Genomic DNA, 16,586 nt, shown 5'->3' on the forward strand with positions numbered 1-16,586 from the left:
TGTTTTATATCAATATAAATTTAAGGTGCGATTCGCTCTACACGCTTTACCCAACCTTCAGGCCCTTTGATATGGCCTTTTTGGATATCGGTATAGAGTTTGTAGATACGCTGAATATGCTCACCCACTTCGCCATTACCGACAGTGACAACACGACCATCTTCAAAAATGTAGGAGCCCACAGCAGAAACCACAGCCGCCGTCCCAAAACCACCCGCCTCGATAATTTCACCAGATTCAATATCAGCGATAAATTTATCCAGCATTACCGTTTCTTGGCGCACTTCACAACCGAGCATCCCACCTAATTCCATAATCGATTGCGAGGTAATGGATTTTAAGATGGTATCGGTGAAGGTCGGAATAATCACAGTGCCATCTTTGAGGATATGGAAGTGGTTCATCGCGCCCGCTTCTTCAATCTGTTGATTGGTCGAGTCAAGATATAACACTTGTGATGCACCAAACTGCGCCGCCGCTTTACCCGCTCGCAAAGAGGCAGCATAGTTACCCGCCGCCTTCGATGCGCCAGTTCCACCCGATACCGCACGGTGATAGGTCTTGCTGATCAGCAAACGAATACCTTTATTCACGCCAGCAGCATAGTAAGCACCGCTAGGGCTTAATACCACACAGAAGGTATAACGAGAACTCGGGCTAACAGACAAACGATCTTCGGTCGCAAAAATAAAGGGGCGAATGTATAAACAGGCACCTTCTTGCATCGGGAACCAGAGACGATCCACATCGATCAACGCATTGATCGCATCAATTTGCATCTGCTCTTCAATATTAGGGATACAGACGATATCGGCGGAGCGATTCATCCGCTCGGCGTTTTTATTGATACGGAAAGTATAAATCTCGCCATCTTCATGCATAAAGGCCTTCGCGCCTTCGAAGATTGACTGACCATAGTGTAATGCCATTGCACCCGGCGCCATTTCAAATGGACCATAGGGCACAATTCGCGGATCACGCCATTCACCATCGCGGTAATCCATTAAAAACATATGATCGGTTCTGAGGCTACCGAAGCCCACATTCCCCTCGGGCTTGAATTGCTCAGTACGGCGCTCGGACGCAGGTTTTAAATTGTAAGTTATTTCCATCGCATACCACCTTGATTACTGAACAAGCAGACTAGGGAGCGATAGGAATAAAGTCAAGGGGGCTAAAGCCAATGACAAGTATTTTTGCCACAATAGGGGCGAGCTTCAGTCAGATGAGATAAGCCAATGTCAGATTATAAGATGATCCCCTGTGAGCACTATGATTACCTCGAACTCGCCTGCCTGCGCGGCTATCAACTTAAGATAGAGTTGATTGATGGCACGCAATGCCAAGGCCAAGCCATCACCACGCAGACAAGGGCAGACAAAACTGAGTGGCTTATCATCCAAGAGCAACAAACGAGACAATCCGTTAGACTCGACCAGATAACCGCCATCACGCCCCTTGATCCTAATGCTGAATTTGGCAGGGTATTGATTGCGACTAAACAACCTTAACTAAGAGGATGACATGGCAAAAATGATTTTAGCAGTTGATATTGGTCACTGGACTGGTGGGCATAACGGTCAATATCCCCATCTCATTGAGTTTACTATGGCGCACCTAAATAGACCCTTTCATGTCAGCGAAGGTTGGGGACATGGCTTAGGTGGCGCGGCTTACTCACTCGCACAATTTGTCGAAACGCCTTATTACCTCAAACTCAAAACCGAGGCTCCTTGGGCGTTTGCCATTATCGAACAGAATTTAGCACAACAGAATATTGATGCGATCGCCGCCGCACTCTCAATGCGATATGCGGATCATCCACCCCTTGTCCCTGCTCATTTAATGGAGTACTTATTGGGCTAACAAAATGTAAGCTTAGATAAAGAGTGTATAGAGGATTAAGATTCACCGAGTCATTACACTCGGTGACAGGATGCTAAATAAGGATCGAAGCCGTTTATAAATTGGGTGAAAAAGTTGTTTCCCGCTTAAACCGCAACCGCTGCAATCACAGAGACTTCGACCAAATATTCCGGCTCGGCAATCGCTGCCTGTACACAGGCACGGGCAGGCGCATGACCCTTAGGCACCCAAGCATCCCAAACGGCATTCATTGCATCATAATCGCCCATATCTTTCAGATAAATTGTCGCTGATAGCAAATGCTCACGGGAACTCCCCGCCTGCGCTAACAAGGTATCGACCTCCTCAAGCATAGTAACGGTTTGTTCGGTGATATTTTGATACTTGTCCTTCGCCACTTGACCACACAGATACACAGTACCTTGATGGATCACTATGCTACTCATTCGGGTACCAACATCTAAACGGGTAATGCTCATATGGATAATCTCTTACATCAGATGGTTAAACGTTTATTGAATCAGGTATTTTAACAGCAAATACTTAAGAAGTTTGCGATACAACTTTAGGCCAAAACGGATAAAAGCGTGACATCAAAGCCAATAACCCAAGACCTGTGCTAATCACACTTAACCACACAAGTGGTGTCGCTACGGCAAAATTGATTAGCTGAAATCCAACCAAAGCTGAACATGCCGCGATTAACGCAAAGGGCAACTGACTTACGACATGATCATGGGGCGCGCAACCCGAACTGGTCGCACTAAGTACGCTAGTATCTGAAATAGGAGAACAATGATCGCCAAATACGGATCCCGCCATCACAGCACTTAGGGTTGGTAATAATAAATTAGCCTCTAGGTTATGGGCTATTTCACCACCAATGGGGATCATAATGGCAAAAGTCCCCCAACTCGATCCCGTTGCAAATGCCATAACAGCGCAGAGCAAAAACATGCCTGCCACCAGCAGCTGTGGCGATAGATACAGCTTTGCCCACGAGGCTAACAATGTTGCCACACCCAAATCTTGGATCACAGCGCCAATCATCCATGTACAAAGCAAAATAGCGATTGCAAAGGCGATAATGCGGATACCATGGCTCAAATCTTTGGATAAGGCCCCTATACGTCGACCAGAGAGACGTAACATGACTAAAGTCACTAAGGTTGCCAATAAACAAGCATCGCGCATAGAGGCACCAATATCGGCCTTAGCTAACCAGAGTGATATATTCCAAGAAGAAACTTGCTGTGCCCCTGACCAAAGGGTTAATCCCACAGAAGCGGACAACAGCGTTAACATAGGGATCGCCAATAACCAAGGGCTACCATTTTGTTTGCTCTGCAGTTGTGAGGTGGCGGTGTCCTGCTGCAACGGCTCCTCAACCAAGAATCGCTCCTTCACCATTAACGAATGAAAACCTACGCCATACCAAGCGACCAGCACAGATAGACCTAAAGTGACAATCGCATAAAAGTTAAATAAGGCTATCTCGATAAAGGCTTCCAGCGGCGATACAGGTAAAAAACTGAGCCCAGCGATAAGCGCCATTACGTAGGGCCCCCAACTGGAGAAAGGCAATAGCGCGCATAAAGGCGAAGCATTGGAATCCACTAGATAGGCGAGTTGCTCATGGCGAATACCATAACGCTGACTCAGCGGCTGACATACGTGACCAACGGCAAGACAACTGAAAATACCATCGATGAAAACAAACCAACCGAGAAAAACCACTCCAAGCCGAGCCTGTCGCTCAGAACGAATACGGCTATATAACCAATCGCCAAACTGGCCAACTGCGCCACCACGAGCCAAGAGTTGCGTCATGCTACCTAGCAGTAACATGGCCAATAGCACATTAATGTGCCACCCTAGCCAAGCGCCTTGGTCATAAAACTGCTTAATGCCTGTCTCCAATAAATAATACACAGCTTGTAACACATCGAAATGGACAAACACCAAAGCACCTGAAACGATACCAACCCCGAGCGCAAGCAAAGTTCGACGTAATAATAAGGCTAAAGTAAGGGTCAATAACAGGGGAAGCACGGCAAGCAGATTCGGCAACATGAGCCATTCCGACAATAAATAAAACCAAGAATACTAACGAGTTAATAACAAATGCAAAAAAACTTAGTTTAGAACACTGTTATCGGGTATTTTTTCGCCAAACGGCAAGAATCACTATTCCTTATGTTCTTGGCACTGCTAGAATCACAGTCCCATCCAGAAACTATAGGACTCTCCAGATGAGCCTTGAATTACTGTCCAAACTGGAAACCAAAATCCAGGCTACACTCGAAACTATCGAGCTTCTTAAAATGGAGCTTGAAGAAGAGAAGCAAAAATCTTCAACTTTGAGTGAGCACAATCAACAACTGAACGAGCAAAACCAACAACTGCAGCAAGAACTCGCTTCTTGGAACGAAAAAGTCACTGGACTGGTTGGTCTGCTCAACAGCGAAATCTAAGCTGTTTTTGTTTGATGATTTTGAGCTTCAATCAATTCATTGAGTTCTAAAATAGCCTGCTTTACCTTTGGCAGGCTTTTTCTTGGCAACAAAAACCGACCTTTCTCAAATTCTAATCGCCCTAAATCTTTAACCCAAATAACACCAGTAAGGAAAATACGCGCGTGCTTAACGATAAGCTTAGGTGCGTAAACAGGGAAAACTCTCATATAACCACCTACAAGCATTCTTGTTGTTATTGAATACAGTGGTTTGACACAGCTTTTACCGTTTGAGTTTCATTTTTCTGGTATTTTTTTCATATTTTATAACGACAGAAAGCTAATCCACTGATTTAGTGTGAATATAGATATTAGCGTATCTAACAACATCAACATGAACGTCATAATAATGACGCTTGCCATTTTTTTGACACTCTGATAGATTAAACGCGTTACTCAGGGTAAAAATGGGTCATATGGCTCAAGTCCGTGCTCTCCAATAGGAGGTACGGTTTTTTTTTGCCCATTTATAGGTAAATGTAATAGTGGTTGAGATCCCCCCATTTCGCATTATTCTAACGGTGTCAAAATCATTATATCGGGCGATAAATATCAAAAGAGCCCTTAGGCTCCTCTGATATTTATGCTTTTGGCAAAAGTCCGCGATCATGTCACAGGTGTGCTAATGCAATTTGCCTTATTTTCTCGCAAGGAAATACGCAATCTCTAACAGTTCGTCGTATGACTTAATCGCTCCCGTTTCAACGCGATACTTTCCATTAACCACTATCGCAGGCACACCCGTTAGCTTAGCGTTTTCAGTATCACGCTTCATCTTTGACATTTGTGCGTTAACCATAAAAGATTCTGCTGCTGCATCGAAATTTTTACCATCAACACCATTAGCAACAAAAATCGCACGGATATCATTTCGGCTTGTAAAATGCTGTTTTTTATCATGAATAGCGGAGAATAATGCGGGTTCCACCTTATCAGCGACCTTTAATTGGTGCGCAACGGCAAAGGCACGTGACATTTCTACGCCCATTTCTTTACCAATAAAATCAACATGTGCTTGGTTAAAAGCGATGCCTTCAGGCTTTTCTGCCAAGATTTTAGGCACGACAGTTTTAGAAAACGTGTAACAATGCGGGCAATAGAATGAGAAAAATTCAGTGATCTCAGGCTTTGCCGTTGCAGGGCCGTCGTTGATGACAGTGTAATGTACACCCTCTTGGTATTGCGCAGCCAATGCTGCCATTGGAGCCAGTAATAGAGCCGCTGCCATGAGTAATGCTTTTTTCATTAAAATTCCTTAAATCAATTTTATAAATAGTTTTGTACCGAAGACTAACATATTCCCATTTTTGAGTGTAACTCAAGCCTAAGAGTTCAATCTAATGTCACAGAAGAAGTCAGCAATCAGCCTTTTAATAAGGTATTAAACTTAACGGTGGTTCATCCAAGGCAAATAATTGCTCTTTGAAGGCTAAAATCTGCTGCTCCCAATATTTTTCATCCCCAAACCACGGGAAGTTCATTGGAAAAGCAGGATCCTGCCAACGTCTGCCAATCCAAGCATTATAGTGCACCATACGTAGTGCACGCAGAGGTTCAATCAATACCAATTGTCTTGTATCAAACTCACAAAACTCTTCATAGGCTTCGAGTAAAATCTCAAGCTGCATCAATTGCTGTTGCCTGTCACCCGTTAACATCATCCACAGATCTTGAATTGCCGGCCCCATACGCGCATCGTCTAAATCCACAAAACCTGGGCCGTTAGGCGTCCATAGGATGTTGCCAGGGTGCAGATCGCCATGCAGACGAATGGAGGTAAAAGCTTGTCGTTTCCAAATGGCATTTGCCTTCGCGAGCACTTGTTCCACGACAGTGAAGAATGGCAGCCGTAAACTCGTAGGGACCAGATCAGACTGCTTTAACCATGCCAGAGGTTCTTCACCTAGGATCTGTGGGTTCAATGGTTCTCGCTCAGAAAAGACTTCCTGCGCGGCATATTGATGGATGCGACCGATAAATCGGCCAACTAATTCCAGCTGTTCTAAATTATCGACCTCAAAAGCGCGGCCGCCCAAGGAGGGGAATAGAGTAAATCGATAACCTCGATACTCATGCAATGTGTTTCCATTCAAGATCACTGGCACCGCCATAGGTATATCTTCAGCAGCGAGGGCCAGAGCATAATCATGCTCTTCTTGAATTTGAGCATTACTCCAACGATCTGGGCGATAAAACTTGACCACAAAACGCGCCCCTTCGTCGCTGCGGAATTGATATACACGATTCTCGTAACTATTAAGCGCAAGTAAGCCAGTTTCGGGATAAATGCCGAGACTCTCTATCGCATCTAAGATCAAGTCAGGTGTTAAAGCTTGAAAATGAAACTCAGCGCCGCTGCTTTGGTTTGCTGATGGCATATTGCTTTGATTAAGCTGTTCTGGGCTCATATGGATTCACTTATAGGTGAGATTTCAGCAAAGTCGCTAAATATTCTAACACGTCAAAATCAGCTTCCCGTTCAGCCGAAAGCCAGCAAATGTTGCCGTAAAACTCATAGTTTAGCCAGAGTTGAGTCCCCTCAAACTCCAATAACCATTGGTGCCTATCTGCACCCCATTGGCGTTCGCGTACCGTGCAATCTAATGCGGCCACCAGCGGCTCGGCAAAATCGGCGAAGCGGTCAAAATCGATATCAGCACTGATCGATAGACTTAATGCGTTTTTATCTAAGCTAATGGCATCTATGCTAATGGCTTTTATGTGAGAGCTCGGTAATTTCATGCTTTTTATCCAATCAACTACTACATGACATAATTAACCCTTGGCCCCAATCGGGTGGACGCTTAGCTAACTCATCATGTTCAACTTGTTCTGCAAATGGCTGACTCAACACTTGTTGCAAACGCTGCAGTGGCGCAAGGTTACCTTCTTCTACGGCAATTATCGCCTCTTGAGCTAAATAATTGCGCAAAATATATTTAGGATTGACACTATTACGCTCAGTTTGCCAAGCCGCAATATCCGTAACGTCCCCTAATCTAAGCTGATAAGCTTTATACCAAGTGTCGAACTGATGAGTATCGATAAAATCATCCCGTAGAGAGCTATGTTGACTCCTTGGATCTAACTGACCAAATTGACGCCATGTTTGAGCGTAATCCAGTTGGTTTTTTTCCATCAACACAGTGAATTGACCTATAAGTTCAAGATCTTGCTTATCCTGCTCGGCCGTTGATTTATCCAATGTTGTCAGCCCCAATTTGGCGCGCATTAACAGCAAATAGGTCTGTACTAGCGCCTCTTGGTATTGATTAAGAATGGCAATTAAATCATCGGATGGGATCACAGGCGTGAGCGCCTGCGCTAAACGCTGCAAATTCCATAAACCGACCCCAGGTTGCTGACCAAAGGCATAACGGCCTTCAGGGTCGGAATGATTGCAAATAAAATCTTCTTGAAAAGTATCAAGAAAGGCAAAGGGGCCGAAATCAAAACTATCCCCTAAAATCGACATATTGTCGGTGTTCATCACCCCATGGGCAAAACCCACCGCCTGCCAATGGGCAATCATCTTAGCGGTATCTTGGACGACCTGTAAAAACCACGCTTTATAACCCGATGGATCGCAACTCAAATGAGGATAATGCTGAGTAATAGTGAAGTTGAGTAATTGGAGCAGCTTATCGGCACGTCCGCGTTCACTGTGGCAGAAAAATTCGAAATGGCCGAAACGAATATGGCTACGAGCTAAACGCACGGTAATCGCCGCAGTTTCTTGGCTCTCACGCCAGACAGGCATATCCGAACCGATTACGGCTAAGGCGCGAGTCGTAGGTACATGTAAATGATATAAGGCTTCCGAGACTAAGAACTCCCTCACAGCTGAGCGCATCACGGCGCGGCCATCACCATGACGTGAGTATGGAGTTGGACCACCGCCCTTAAGTGCCACATCCCATGCGCCATTCGGCCCTATCGCTTCACCTAAAATAATTGAGCGGCCATCGCCTAAACGCGGTGTATACCCGCCAAATTGGTGGCCGCTATACACTTGAGCATAATAAGTGGCGCCATCGATGGCGGCATTACCCGATAACCCCAACAGTAACTCGTCCGTAGGTTGAGTTAAGCCTATCAATTGGGCAGCATCATGACTCCACGCTAACCACTGTGGATGACTGAGTCCCTGCGGATATACTTGAGAATAAAACTCAGGTAATTGAGTAAAAAAATCCTGCTTAAACTGCATACTTACCCGCCTATTGACTCAAAGTCTTACAAACAAGCACAGAGTTAGCATCAATCTCACACAGATGCCCACATTGATACACTCCAGCAGTGCTAGACTGACTTAAACGCTGCATCCCAAGCGCCTTACGCTGACACTGCTCTAACGTATCGTAATAACCATTAATATCATCAACTTGCAAAGACTCTGCAGGCACTATATCGGTATTAGGATAATAGAAAAGAGTCCATTCAGGCGCTTTAGTACATCCACTCAGTAGCCATAATCCCAACAGGACACTGGGCAAGGTATAACGTAACTTCATCTTCTCTACCCCATAAAAAAAGCGAACCTTAGTTCGCTTTTGCGCATTCAGTTAAGCTGGATTCTACACTGCCTAAGCGAGGGAAATAACCGCTTTTCACCTAAGGGATTAATCCACTCATTTACGTTAAACCTTTGCTACTTTTGCCTGAGCTTTTTCGATACGACTAATTCGCCCCTCAAAGCCCGTCACAGTGCCATCACTTAAGCCTAGCAGTAATGCCTCTTGGCACAGTGCAATAGCGGCATCAAATGCCTGAGTATCACTGAGTAATGTAGCGAGTTGTAAAAAACCGGAGGTTTTTAGCTCAGACACTTTGTCTTTCTCTGCAGAAACGGCGTGGAAAAGTGCAAGATAAGGCTGTGTTAGCTGAGCGCCATAGTTAAGATAATCCGCAGATTTACGCTGCTTGTAACACTCACCAATCATATTTTGTAGCGCGGTGTATCGTTCAAGGGCAGAGCCCGCCTGTTGATATTCTTCAAAGGCGCGTTGTAATGTGATATTTGCCCACGTATCTGGCGCGGCAAAACTGATCTCTGACGTCGAGGAAGCTGAGTCCATATTTAATGTGGATTGCGCAGCCAGCTCTGATATTGGCTCGAATTTAGGTGTGGTTTCAACTGGATCACCCATTTCATTTGGTGGCGAGCCTAAAATAATAACCGCTTCTTCGTTATGGGCTGCTGGCGCATCTGCCTCGTTAACATCAGGAGCAATATGAAGAGTGTGTGTTTGAGACGCCGTCTGAGCTTGAGGTTCGCGGGGCATTAGCTCTGCTTCAACTTCTTTTGCGGTAACAACTTCAGATTCTGGCAAAACGACGGCCTTTACCTCATTAACGGCGGTGGTTGTTTCAACCTGCTCAGGATGCTCAGTATAAACCGTAGAGTTTTCAGTCGTCTTTTTAGGTGTTATTGCTTCTTGCTCCTCTTTCGCCAAGCGCTGCGCGCGACGAAATAGGAATACACCGATTGCAATCAGTATTATTACGACAATGATCTTCATTCTTGTTCACCTTTGATGGCCGCTTCTCGTCAGAAGCTGTGTCAATTGGCTTACCAAGCCATATCCCTTGAGGTGGCTGGCAACGGGGTTTATCTAAAAATTGAGCAGAGATTAACCGCTATTAAAGTCCATACTATCAGTGTAAATCAAGTAATTATGCCTTTTTATACGATCTTACACTCAAATCGTTATAATAAATTGCATTAAACTTAAGCTTTATCTCCCCACTTAGCGATAAGTCAACATTTTGCAACACTAAAAAAGGAATGCTATGCAACAAATACTGATCGTCGCCCATGCAAGCCCATACGGCACAGAAAAATTATTTAATACCTTACGGATTGCCATGGCATTGCAAGATCAAGAGGAACAACAGATAGGTCTAAAGATCTTTTTAATGTCAGATGCCATTTTTGGTGCCCTCAAAAACCAAACAACACCGGATTTAAGCTACAACTTACAACAAATGTTTGAAATCCTCAGCGCACAACAGGTCCCTATTTTACTCTGTAAAACCTGCGCACAGGCACGTGGTGTGAATGCAGAGATGATTATTGAAGGCGCTGACATTGGCACACTACAGGATTTAACTCGTTGGACCTTAGCCGCAGATAAAGTCATCCATATTTAAGATGCACCTTAAGATTATTTTCTTGATCAATTTAAAGCCTTATTTTGTGCGCACCTTCATAAATTGGCGCATCTCTTTTGTCAGCGCCAATCTCACTGCTTATGATAGGATATCCGAGTAACTGACTAAGGTATTCAAATGGACGCAGCGGAACTACTCACAGGCAAGCTTCTATACGAACACCAAACCATAGCTGCCATGGCGAAAATTTATTGCAAGGCACACCACCAAGGACAAGATGAAAATGGTCTGTGTTCTGATTGTCTTGAATTATTAGATTATGCCGCAACTCGTTTAGATCGCTGTCCTTACGGCCAAAACAAGCCGACCTGCAATAAATGCCCCGTGCATTGTTACAAGCCCGTCCAGAAACAAATCGTGAAAGAAATTATGATTTACTCAGGACCTCGTATGCTGTTACCTCATCCGATACGCGCTATTAAACACCTACTCGCCGAACGGGTCCCTGTTCCGGATACAGTGCCAGAGGCCGCATCCAATCGACATCAACGCATAGCCAATTCAAAGAAAAACCCCTAGTAACACTTTTGCGACACCCATTTCCCTGTTATAACAAGGCTCGAGGTGTCGCACATGAACGAATTTAATACTTTTTTCGCTCAAGCTTATTGGTGGTTATCATTACTTGGAGGCTTGCATTGCCTCGCACTCGCTATTTATATTCGCTATTTTTACCACGCAGACGGTAATCAAAAACTTCTGGCAAGCTTTCTCAGTCTTATTGCACTTTACTTTCTCACAGGCATGCTTAATCGCGATAATACGCCGATCCCTATTCATATTTTATTTAATCTTATCAATCCAATATATTTCCTACTTATGCCTTTGCTCTATCTTTATTGCAAACGCAGTTTAGAGCAACGCTTTGAACCTATTGGCTTTTCAAAACATTACTGGCCATCCATTTTTACTCTTTTTATCGCAGTAATCGATATCTTCCTCAGGATAGATTTAGAAAAAAATCCGATTTGGTTTCAAGCTGAAATTATCCTGCATCAAATCAATATTGATATCAGCCACTGGGGGATCCTGTTACCTCTGTTACTTTCGATACAAACCTGCGGATATTTTATTGCTCTGTGGATTTTATTTAGACGCTACAAAGTACCCAAACAAGAGTCCCCCAACGCACCACAGGCAAGCCTACGTTTAATCCGTTTTCGTTGGCTTTTTAGCCTAACCTTAGCCATGTTACTTAACTGGCTTATCCGCGTATTTGTCGTTGTTATCCCCTTTTATCTTGGTGACTCACTCTCCATATTCTCCCACGCTTTACCCCGACTAACCTTATTACTGAGCATCTATTTACTCGCAGCCTATGGCCTAAAACAAATTACCCGTATCGCCTATTTAAAAGGGCATCTTGCTGCGCCTACAACACCGACAACCACAGCCCAAACAGAAGAACTACTTACTCCAGAGGAGTTTGACTTTCTGCAACACCTTCAACAAGAATCGAATGAAGTCAGTGACAAATCCGCAGAATCTAAACACAACGCTTAGAACTAAAAGCATGATTCAATATCCAATACTGCATCAACCTCGCCGTTTCTCTAGCAAACTGAACCTCGGCTGACATGAACACAGTAATTAGCTGTCATTATTCACTATTAAGGGTACTCTGATGGAACTGAGTACTTGAGGAGAATCCATATGAAATCTTTTTTAACTGCAATTGCTGTATCAACATGCCTTATTGTGAGCCTCTTTACCGCCCCCGCTACACGAGCAGATGACAGCTATAACAAAGCCTTAGCGAATTTCCATCAAGCAAAAGAAACCCGTAAATTTTTCGATACTGCCTATGGTTATGCCCTATTCCCAACAATCGGGAAAGGCGGTATTGGCATAGGTGCTGCCTACGGAAAAGGACGAGTCTATCAAGCTGGTGTCTATACTGGTGATTCTAGTATGACTCAGCTATCCATAGGCTTTCAGTTAGGAGGACAAGCCTACAGCGAAATCATCTTCTTTAAAGATGCAAAATCCTACGATGCCTTTACAAGCGGTAGTTTCGAGTTCGACGCCCAAGCTTCTGCTGTTGCGATAAATATGGGGGCAAATGCACAAGCGGGAACTAAGGGTAATTCTGCAGCTGCAGGCCAATCCGGTGGAAACCAATCCGCGACTGGGGCCTATATCAATGGTATGGCAGTATTTACCGCAGCAAAAGGTGGCTTAATGTTTGAAGCGGCGTTAGCGGGACAATCTTTCACTTTTGAGCCTAGAGCTAACTAAAACGACCTTAGCATTTAAGCTAAATCTTTTCCCTCCAATGTAAACGGCGAGTGATATCACTCGCCGTTATTTTATCTTCAAGATAAACCGTGCTATGGGTCGTCAGCTACTTTACGTAACCCTTTAACACATCATCAATCATAATATTAAGGGATGTTATGCCCGCCCCAGTTATATACCAAGCCTCGGGATCCACAAAAATAATGTTCCCCGTCTTCCAAGCGTTAGTTTCACGCAAGAGAGGGTTATCGATAGATTGTTTATCCAATACAGGGCTTCGCTCCATCACTGCGGTTCTGTCAACCACGTAAATGATGTCGGGATTGTTTTCAAGAATAAACTCGCTTGATACAGGTTGGCCGTGCAGTCCCATCTGCTCTGATAAGCTGGCAGGTTTCACCCCTAGCGCACTGTAAATAAACCCATACCGAGAACGAATACCTAAAAATCGAAAAGCGCCATTATTATGTAGCACCACCAAGGCTTTTTCTGGCCTGTCCTTAATCACCATTCTGGCGGCTTGGATCTTAGTTTCCAGTTCATCCACTTTATGTTTTGCCAAGGTTTGCTTATCGAATAATTTCCCCAGCATCAATAAGTGTTTTGTGACTATATCAAAGTAATCGCTGTTGCTGTCTTGGTAATCAATATCCAAATGAATGGTTGGTGCCAAATTGGAAAGCGCTTGATAATGACTAGCTTGAACGGATGACATTAGCACCAAATCGGGTTTAAGTGCATAAATACGTTCCATATTGGGTTGAACGATAGCACCTAAATCAACGATATCACTATTGTTGCTGTAGTCTTTCAGGTAGTAAGGAACAAAATCCTTTGGCATACCGACAATAGGAATACCCAACTGTTCGAGATAGTCGACTTCATTCATATCTAGGGCCGCAACACGTACTGGCCGTTTTGTAATAACAGTAGTGCCCAGCTTATGCTCTACCTCTATCGGGGCAAACTCCAACTCAACCGTTGAAGCACTCGTATCCGATGATGCAGGCTGTAATGACTCGGTTTTATTGTCGCAGGCCAGCAAAAAAGCCGAGCTAAATAACAGAATCGCTATCACTTTAGTCCCACTTCTACATTTCGACGTCACTTGTATTCTCCTTGTAAGTTGAAGTTGAAATAGTTACATACTGTTCCTTGGTTCGTTTTCAGCACCTCAAGATCCAGTTCGTACAGGGCTTTTAACCTTTGTGCTGTGACGACCTCTTCAACGGGTCCAGCGCAGTGCACAACGCCTTGCTTCATACCGACAATATAGTCGGAGTAGTTAGCTGCAAAATTGATATCGTGAACCACTAACACTACCGTTCGTTTGTAATCGTCACACAGATGGCGAAGTGCCCGCATGATGCTAACGGCATGTTTCATATCCAGATTGTTGAGCGGTTCATCTAACAATAAATAATCCGTTTGCTGCGCAATCGCCATTGCCAGAAAAGCCATTTGGCGTTGTCCGCCGCTAAGTTCATCAATAAATACATTGGCTAATGACTGTAAAGCTAAAAACGACAGCGCTTCATCAATGGCGCGATGATCTTCCTTTGTGAGTGCCCCTTGGCTATAGGGAAAACGACCAAATGCCACTAACTCCCTGACCGTCAGGCGTAAATTGAGGCTGTTAAACTGACGCATGGTTGCCACTTGCTTGGCATAATCCTTCAAGGGAATATTGTGGATAGCAGTACCTTTGAGTAATACCTCGCCCTGCTGGATATTCAGTAACCGACCAATCGACATCAGTAAGGTACTTTTGCCGGCACCGTTGGGGCCGATGAGAGAAGTCATCTGATGTTCGGGAAATTGTGCAGTGACATTTTTTAGCACAGGTTTCGCGCCATAAGACTGATATAAGTTATTGACGGTTATCACACTGCGCTCCGAGGTTTAAGAATTAAGACAAAGAAATAGGCGCCACAAAATAGATTAATTAACAGCCCAACACTGGTTTGATAATTAAACAGATGCTCAACAAGCATTTGCGCGATCAGAAAAACCGAGATAGCAACGGCGCATCCTGTTATCAAGGTAAATGAGTGCGACGGATGCCTTGCCAGTGCATAGGCCATATTCGCGACAAATATCCCCATAAAAGCAGTCGGCCCCACTAAACTGGTTGATATTGCGACCAATACCGCGATAAGACCCAATAGCAGGCGCACCACTTTTTGATAATCAATACCAAGAGAGATAGCTTGCTCCCGCCCCATCAGTAATACATCAAGTACAGCACGCACTCTCCAAGCGGCAATACACACAGCACTGACAAGCACTAAAGAGATAAGCAATTGCTCTGGTTGAGCGCGGTTGAACGACGCTAGGCTATAGCTCTGGAAAATTGAAAATTCACCGGGACTGATAGAATATTGGATTAACTGAGTAAAACTGCCTAACACCACAGTGAGCACTAAGCCCACAAGCAGTAGGAAGAACACATCATGTCGATCTCCACTAAATAGCCAGCGGTGAATCGCCATTGAGTAAAGCAACATCACCACAACTGAGACAAAGAAATTGCTGTTAGCGGTGATCAGAATACTGCTGCCCGTCCCTAAGATAAGGATCAACAATGCCTGCAAAATCAAGTACACCCCTTCATACCCCATGATAGATGGCGTTAAAATGCGATTTCCGGCTAAGGTCTGAAACAATATCGAAGAAAACGCAATACAGACACCACCAAGGCAAATAGTGCCCAAACGCACCAATCGATTCGGTATGACATAGTCAAAATCAAAGCCTGAGCCCATCAATAAAAATGTGACTGCCAACATAATAGGCAGCCCCCAGCTCAAAAAACGCCATGCACTGTCTTTCATTTGATTTTCCAAACGATAACTAAAAATATGAGTCCACCTAAACAGCTTGCCGTTAGACCTATAGGAATTTCAAAGGGATACAAAACAAGTCGACCAAGCAAGTCACAGATAATCAGTAGTGTTGCGCCAGCAAAGGCGATAATAGGCAAGGTACGTTTTAAATTATCGCCGTAACGCATAGCGACAAGATTAGGAATAATCAAACCAATAAATGGAATGCTCCCGACTGTGATAACTGTGGTCGCTATGGTCAGGGAAACCAGCACTAACCCTAAGATAACTAGGTTGAAATAACTCAGGCCTAGTGTGGTAGCTAAGCCTTCGCCCATTCCCACTATGGTAAAGCGCTGTGCATAAAGGTAGGTCAGTATGACTACGGGAAGGATCAGATAGATGATTTCGTAGTTACCCTGCACGATTTTTGAAAAATCACCCAGCATCCATCCCTGCATACTCTGCATCATATTGTTTTGATAAGCATAAAGTTCCGCTATCGCACTGAGTACACTGCCAAACATAATCCCAATAATTGGAATGAGCACCGGACTCTTATACCGAATACCACGAATAATCAGAATAAAGGCTAAGCTCAAAAGCAAGCAAAAAACCAAAGCCCCCAACATTCTGGCGGTGACACCCATACTCGGGGCATGAATGATTGAAATTAATATGCCTAGTTTGGCGGCATCAAGCCCGCCACAAGTAGCAGGTTCAACAAACTTGTTTTGCACAATCTGCTGCAATATCACGCCACAGACAGCGAGCCCTACACCTGAGCAAATCAAGGCAAAGAGCCGCGGCAGACGACTCGCAGATAACACCAACCAGACATCATCCGATAACGTCAGCATCTGCGTCACAGAGGCATACTTTGCGCCTAGCAGCAATGAGGCAAAACAAAGCACAAAAAAGCACGTCAGTGCATAAACCACCTTCACAAACTGATACTTCCTATACGT

21 protein-coding genes are annotated in these 16,586 nt (G+C 44.4%); 7 read left to right on the forward strand and 14 right to left on the reverse strand.

Annotation, left to right across the window (positions count from 1 at the left end; all coding sequences use genetic code 11):
• Positions 1–20 precede the first annotated feature (20 nt).
• Positions 21–1,112 (reverse strand): branched-chain amino acid aminotransferase, encoded by a 1,092-nt coding sequence (locus tag JEZ96_RS17755; RefSeq protein ID WP_025008190.1) that lies wholly within the window; start codon positions 1,110–1,112, stop codon positions 21–23.
• A 126-nt stretch (positions 1,113–1,238) separates the two neighbouring features.
• Between JEZ96_RS17755 and JEZ96_RS17760 the strand changes: the two genes are divergently transcribed.
• Together JEZ96_RS17760 and JEZ96_RS17765 are read left to right on the forward strand one after the other, a co-directional pair.
• The gene (locus JEZ96_RS17760; RefSeq protein WP_011791024.1) at positions 1,239–1,511 is read left to right on the forward strand and encodes a Rho-binding antiterminator; all 273 of its coding nucleotides are present in this window, start codon (positions 1,239–1,241) and stop codon (positions 1,509–1,511) included.
• Between the two features lie 13 nt (positions 1,512–1,524).
• A complete protein-coding gene (locus JEZ96_RS17765; RefSeq protein ID WP_011920165.1) occupies positions 1,525–1,866 on the forward strand; it encodes a hypothetical protein in 342 nt (113 codons plus the stop codon).
• Positions 1,867–1,991: 125 nt separating this feature from the next.
• On the opposite strand, the gene JEZ96_RS17770 is transcribed toward JEZ96_RS17765, so the two are convergent.
• Together JEZ96_RS17770 and JEZ96_RS17775 are read right to left on the reverse strand one after the other, a co-directional pair.
• Positions 1,992–2,345, reverse strand: a complete 354-nt coding sequence (locus tag JEZ96_RS17770; protein ID WP_011791026.1) for a RidA family protein — start codon at positions 2,343–2,345, stop codon at positions 1,992–1,994.
• Between the two features lie 64 nt (positions 2,346–2,409).
• Entirely contained in the window at positions 2,410–3,939 is a 1,530-nt protein-coding gene (locus JEZ96_RS17775; RefSeq protein ID WP_025008191.1) for a Na+/H+ antiporter NhaC family protein, read from the reverse strand.
• Positions 3,940–4,118: 179 nt separating this feature from the next.
• Between JEZ96_RS17775 and JEZ96_RS17780 the strand changes: the two genes are divergently transcribed.
• On the forward strand, positions 4,119–4,340 hold the full coding sequence (locus JEZ96_RS17780) for a cell division protein ZapB (protein ID WP_011791028.1): 222 nt from the start codon (positions 4,119–4,121) through the stop codon (positions 4,338–4,340).
• Here the strand turns inward: JEZ96_RS17780 and JEZ96_RS17785 are convergent.
• The 7 genes from JEZ96_RS17785 to JEZ96_RS17815 all read right to left on the reverse strand — a co-directional run bounded on the left by JEZ96_RS17785 (position 4,337) and on the right by JEZ96_RS17815 (position 9,903).
• Positions 4,337–4,549, reverse strand: coding sequence for a DUF1107 domain-containing protein (locus JEZ96_RS17785; protein WP_011070699.1), 213 nt, complete (start codon positions 4,547–4,549; stop codon positions 4,337–4,339). The genes JEZ96_RS17780 and JEZ96_RS17785 overlap by 4 nt on opposite strands.
• A 469-nt stretch (positions 4,550–5,018) precedes the next feature.
• Positions 5,019–5,627, reverse strand: coding sequence for a thiol:disulfide interchange protein DsbA/DsbL (locus JEZ96_RS17790; RefSeq protein WP_011791029.1), 609 nt, complete (start codon positions 5,625–5,627; stop codon positions 5,019–5,021).
• A gap of 124 nt (positions 5,628–5,751) precedes the next feature.
• Positions 5,752–6,789 carry a serine/threonine protein kinase gene (locus JEZ96_RS17795; RefSeq protein ID WP_025008193.1) on the reverse strand — a complete coding sequence of 346 codons (1,038 nt, stop codon included), beginning with the start codon at positions 6,787–6,789 and terminating at the stop codon, positions 5,752–5,754.
• Between the two features lie 10 nt (positions 6,790–6,799).
• The gene (locus JEZ96_RS17800) at positions 6,800–7,123 is read right to left on the reverse strand and encodes a DUF3630 family protein (RefSeq protein ID WP_011791031.1); all 324 of its coding nucleotides are present in this window, start codon (positions 7,121–7,123) and stop codon (positions 6,800–6,802) included.
• Between the two features lie 13 nt (positions 7,124–7,136).
• Positions 7,137–8,591, reverse strand: a complete 1,455-nt coding sequence (locus JEZ96_RS17805) for a protein adenylyltransferase SelO (RefSeq protein WP_011920168.1) — start codon at positions 8,589–8,591, stop codon at positions 7,137–7,139.
• A 10-nt stretch (positions 8,592–8,601) separates the two neighbouring features.
• Complete coding sequence (locus JEZ96_RS17810; protein WP_011791033.1) at positions 8,602–8,895, reverse strand: SadB/YajI family lipoprotein; 294 nt, start codon at positions 8,893–8,895, stop codon at positions 8,602–8,604.
• A 126-nt stretch (positions 8,896–9,021) separates the two neighbouring features.
• Positions 9,022–9,903 (reverse strand): hypothetical protein, encoded by an 882-nt coding sequence (locus JEZ96_RS17815; protein WP_025008194.1) that lies wholly within the window; start codon positions 9,901–9,903, stop codon positions 9,022–9,024.
• 271 nt (positions 9,904–10,174) lie between these two features.
• On the opposite strand from JEZ96_RS17815, the gene JEZ96_RS17820 reads away from it, so the two are divergent.
• The 4 genes from JEZ96_RS17820 (at position 10,175) to JEZ96_RS17835 (ending at position 12,793) form a co-directional block, all read left to right on the forward strand.
• A complete protein-coding gene (locus tag JEZ96_RS17820; RefSeq protein WP_011791035.1) occupies positions 10,175–10,534 on the forward strand; it encodes a DsrE/DsrF/TusD sulfur relay family protein in 360 nt (119 codons plus the stop codon).
• A 138-nt stretch (positions 10,535–10,672) separates the two neighbouring features.
• Positions 10,673–11,074 carry a nitrous oxide-stimulated promoter family protein gene (locus JEZ96_RS17825; protein WP_011791036.1) on the forward strand — a complete coding sequence of 134 codons (402 nt, stop codon included), beginning with the start codon at positions 10,673–10,675 and terminating at the stop codon, positions 11,072–11,074.
• A 54-nt stretch (positions 11,075–11,128) separates the two neighbouring features.
• Complete coding sequence (locus JEZ96_RS17830; protein ID WP_115016899.1) at positions 11,129–12,058, forward strand: hypothetical protein; 930 nt, start codon at positions 11,129–11,131, stop codon at positions 12,056–12,058.
• 150 nt (positions 12,059–12,208) lie between these two features.
• Positions 12,209–12,793 carry a YSC84-related protein gene (locus JEZ96_RS17835; RefSeq protein WP_011791038.1) on the forward strand — a complete coding sequence of 195 codons (585 nt, stop codon included), beginning with the start codon at positions 12,209–12,211 and terminating at the stop codon, positions 12,791–12,793.
• A gap of 106 nt (positions 12,794–12,899) precedes the next feature.
• Here the strand turns inward: JEZ96_RS17835 and JEZ96_RS17840 are convergent, their stop codons facing one another.
• The 4 genes from JEZ96_RS17840 to JEZ96_RS17855 are packed head-to-tail and all read right to left on the reverse strand — an operon-like array spanning position 12,900 to position 16,565.
• Positions 12,900–13,901 carry a siderophore ABC transporter substrate-binding protein gene (locus JEZ96_RS17840; protein ID WP_014611498.1) on the reverse strand — a complete coding sequence of 334 codons (1,002 nt, stop codon included), beginning with the start codon at positions 13,899–13,901 and terminating at the stop codon, positions 12,900–12,902.
• Positions 13,898–14,680, reverse strand: coding sequence for an iron ABC transporter ATP-binding protein (locus JEZ96_RS17845; RefSeq protein ID WP_014611499.1), 783 nt, complete (start codon positions 14,678–14,680; stop codon positions 13,898–13,900). Before JEZ96_RS17845 ends, JEZ96_RS17840 begins: the two co-directional genes overlap by 4 nt.
• The gene (locus JEZ96_RS17850; protein WP_014611500.1) at positions 14,677–15,627 is read right to left on the reverse strand and encodes an iron chelate uptake ABC transporter family permease subunit; all 951 of its coding nucleotides are present in this window, start codon (positions 15,625–15,627) and stop codon (positions 14,677–14,679) included. Before JEZ96_RS17850 ends, JEZ96_RS17845 begins: the two co-directional genes overlap by 4 nt.
• Complete coding sequence (locus tag JEZ96_RS17855; protein WP_025008197.1) at positions 15,624–16,565, reverse strand: ABC transporter permease; 942 nt, start codon at positions 16,563–16,565, stop codon at positions 15,624–15,626. Before JEZ96_RS17855 ends, JEZ96_RS17850 begins: the two co-directional genes overlap by 4 nt.
• Between the last annotated feature and the right edge of the window lie 21 nt (positions 16,566–16,586).

Origin of the sequence: Shewanella putrefaciens (assembly GCF_016406325.1) — a bacterium.
In the GTDB taxonomy this organism is placed as follows: Bacteria; Pseudomonadota; Gammaproteobacteria; order Enterobacterales; family Shewanellaceae; genus Shewanella; species Shewanella putrefaciens.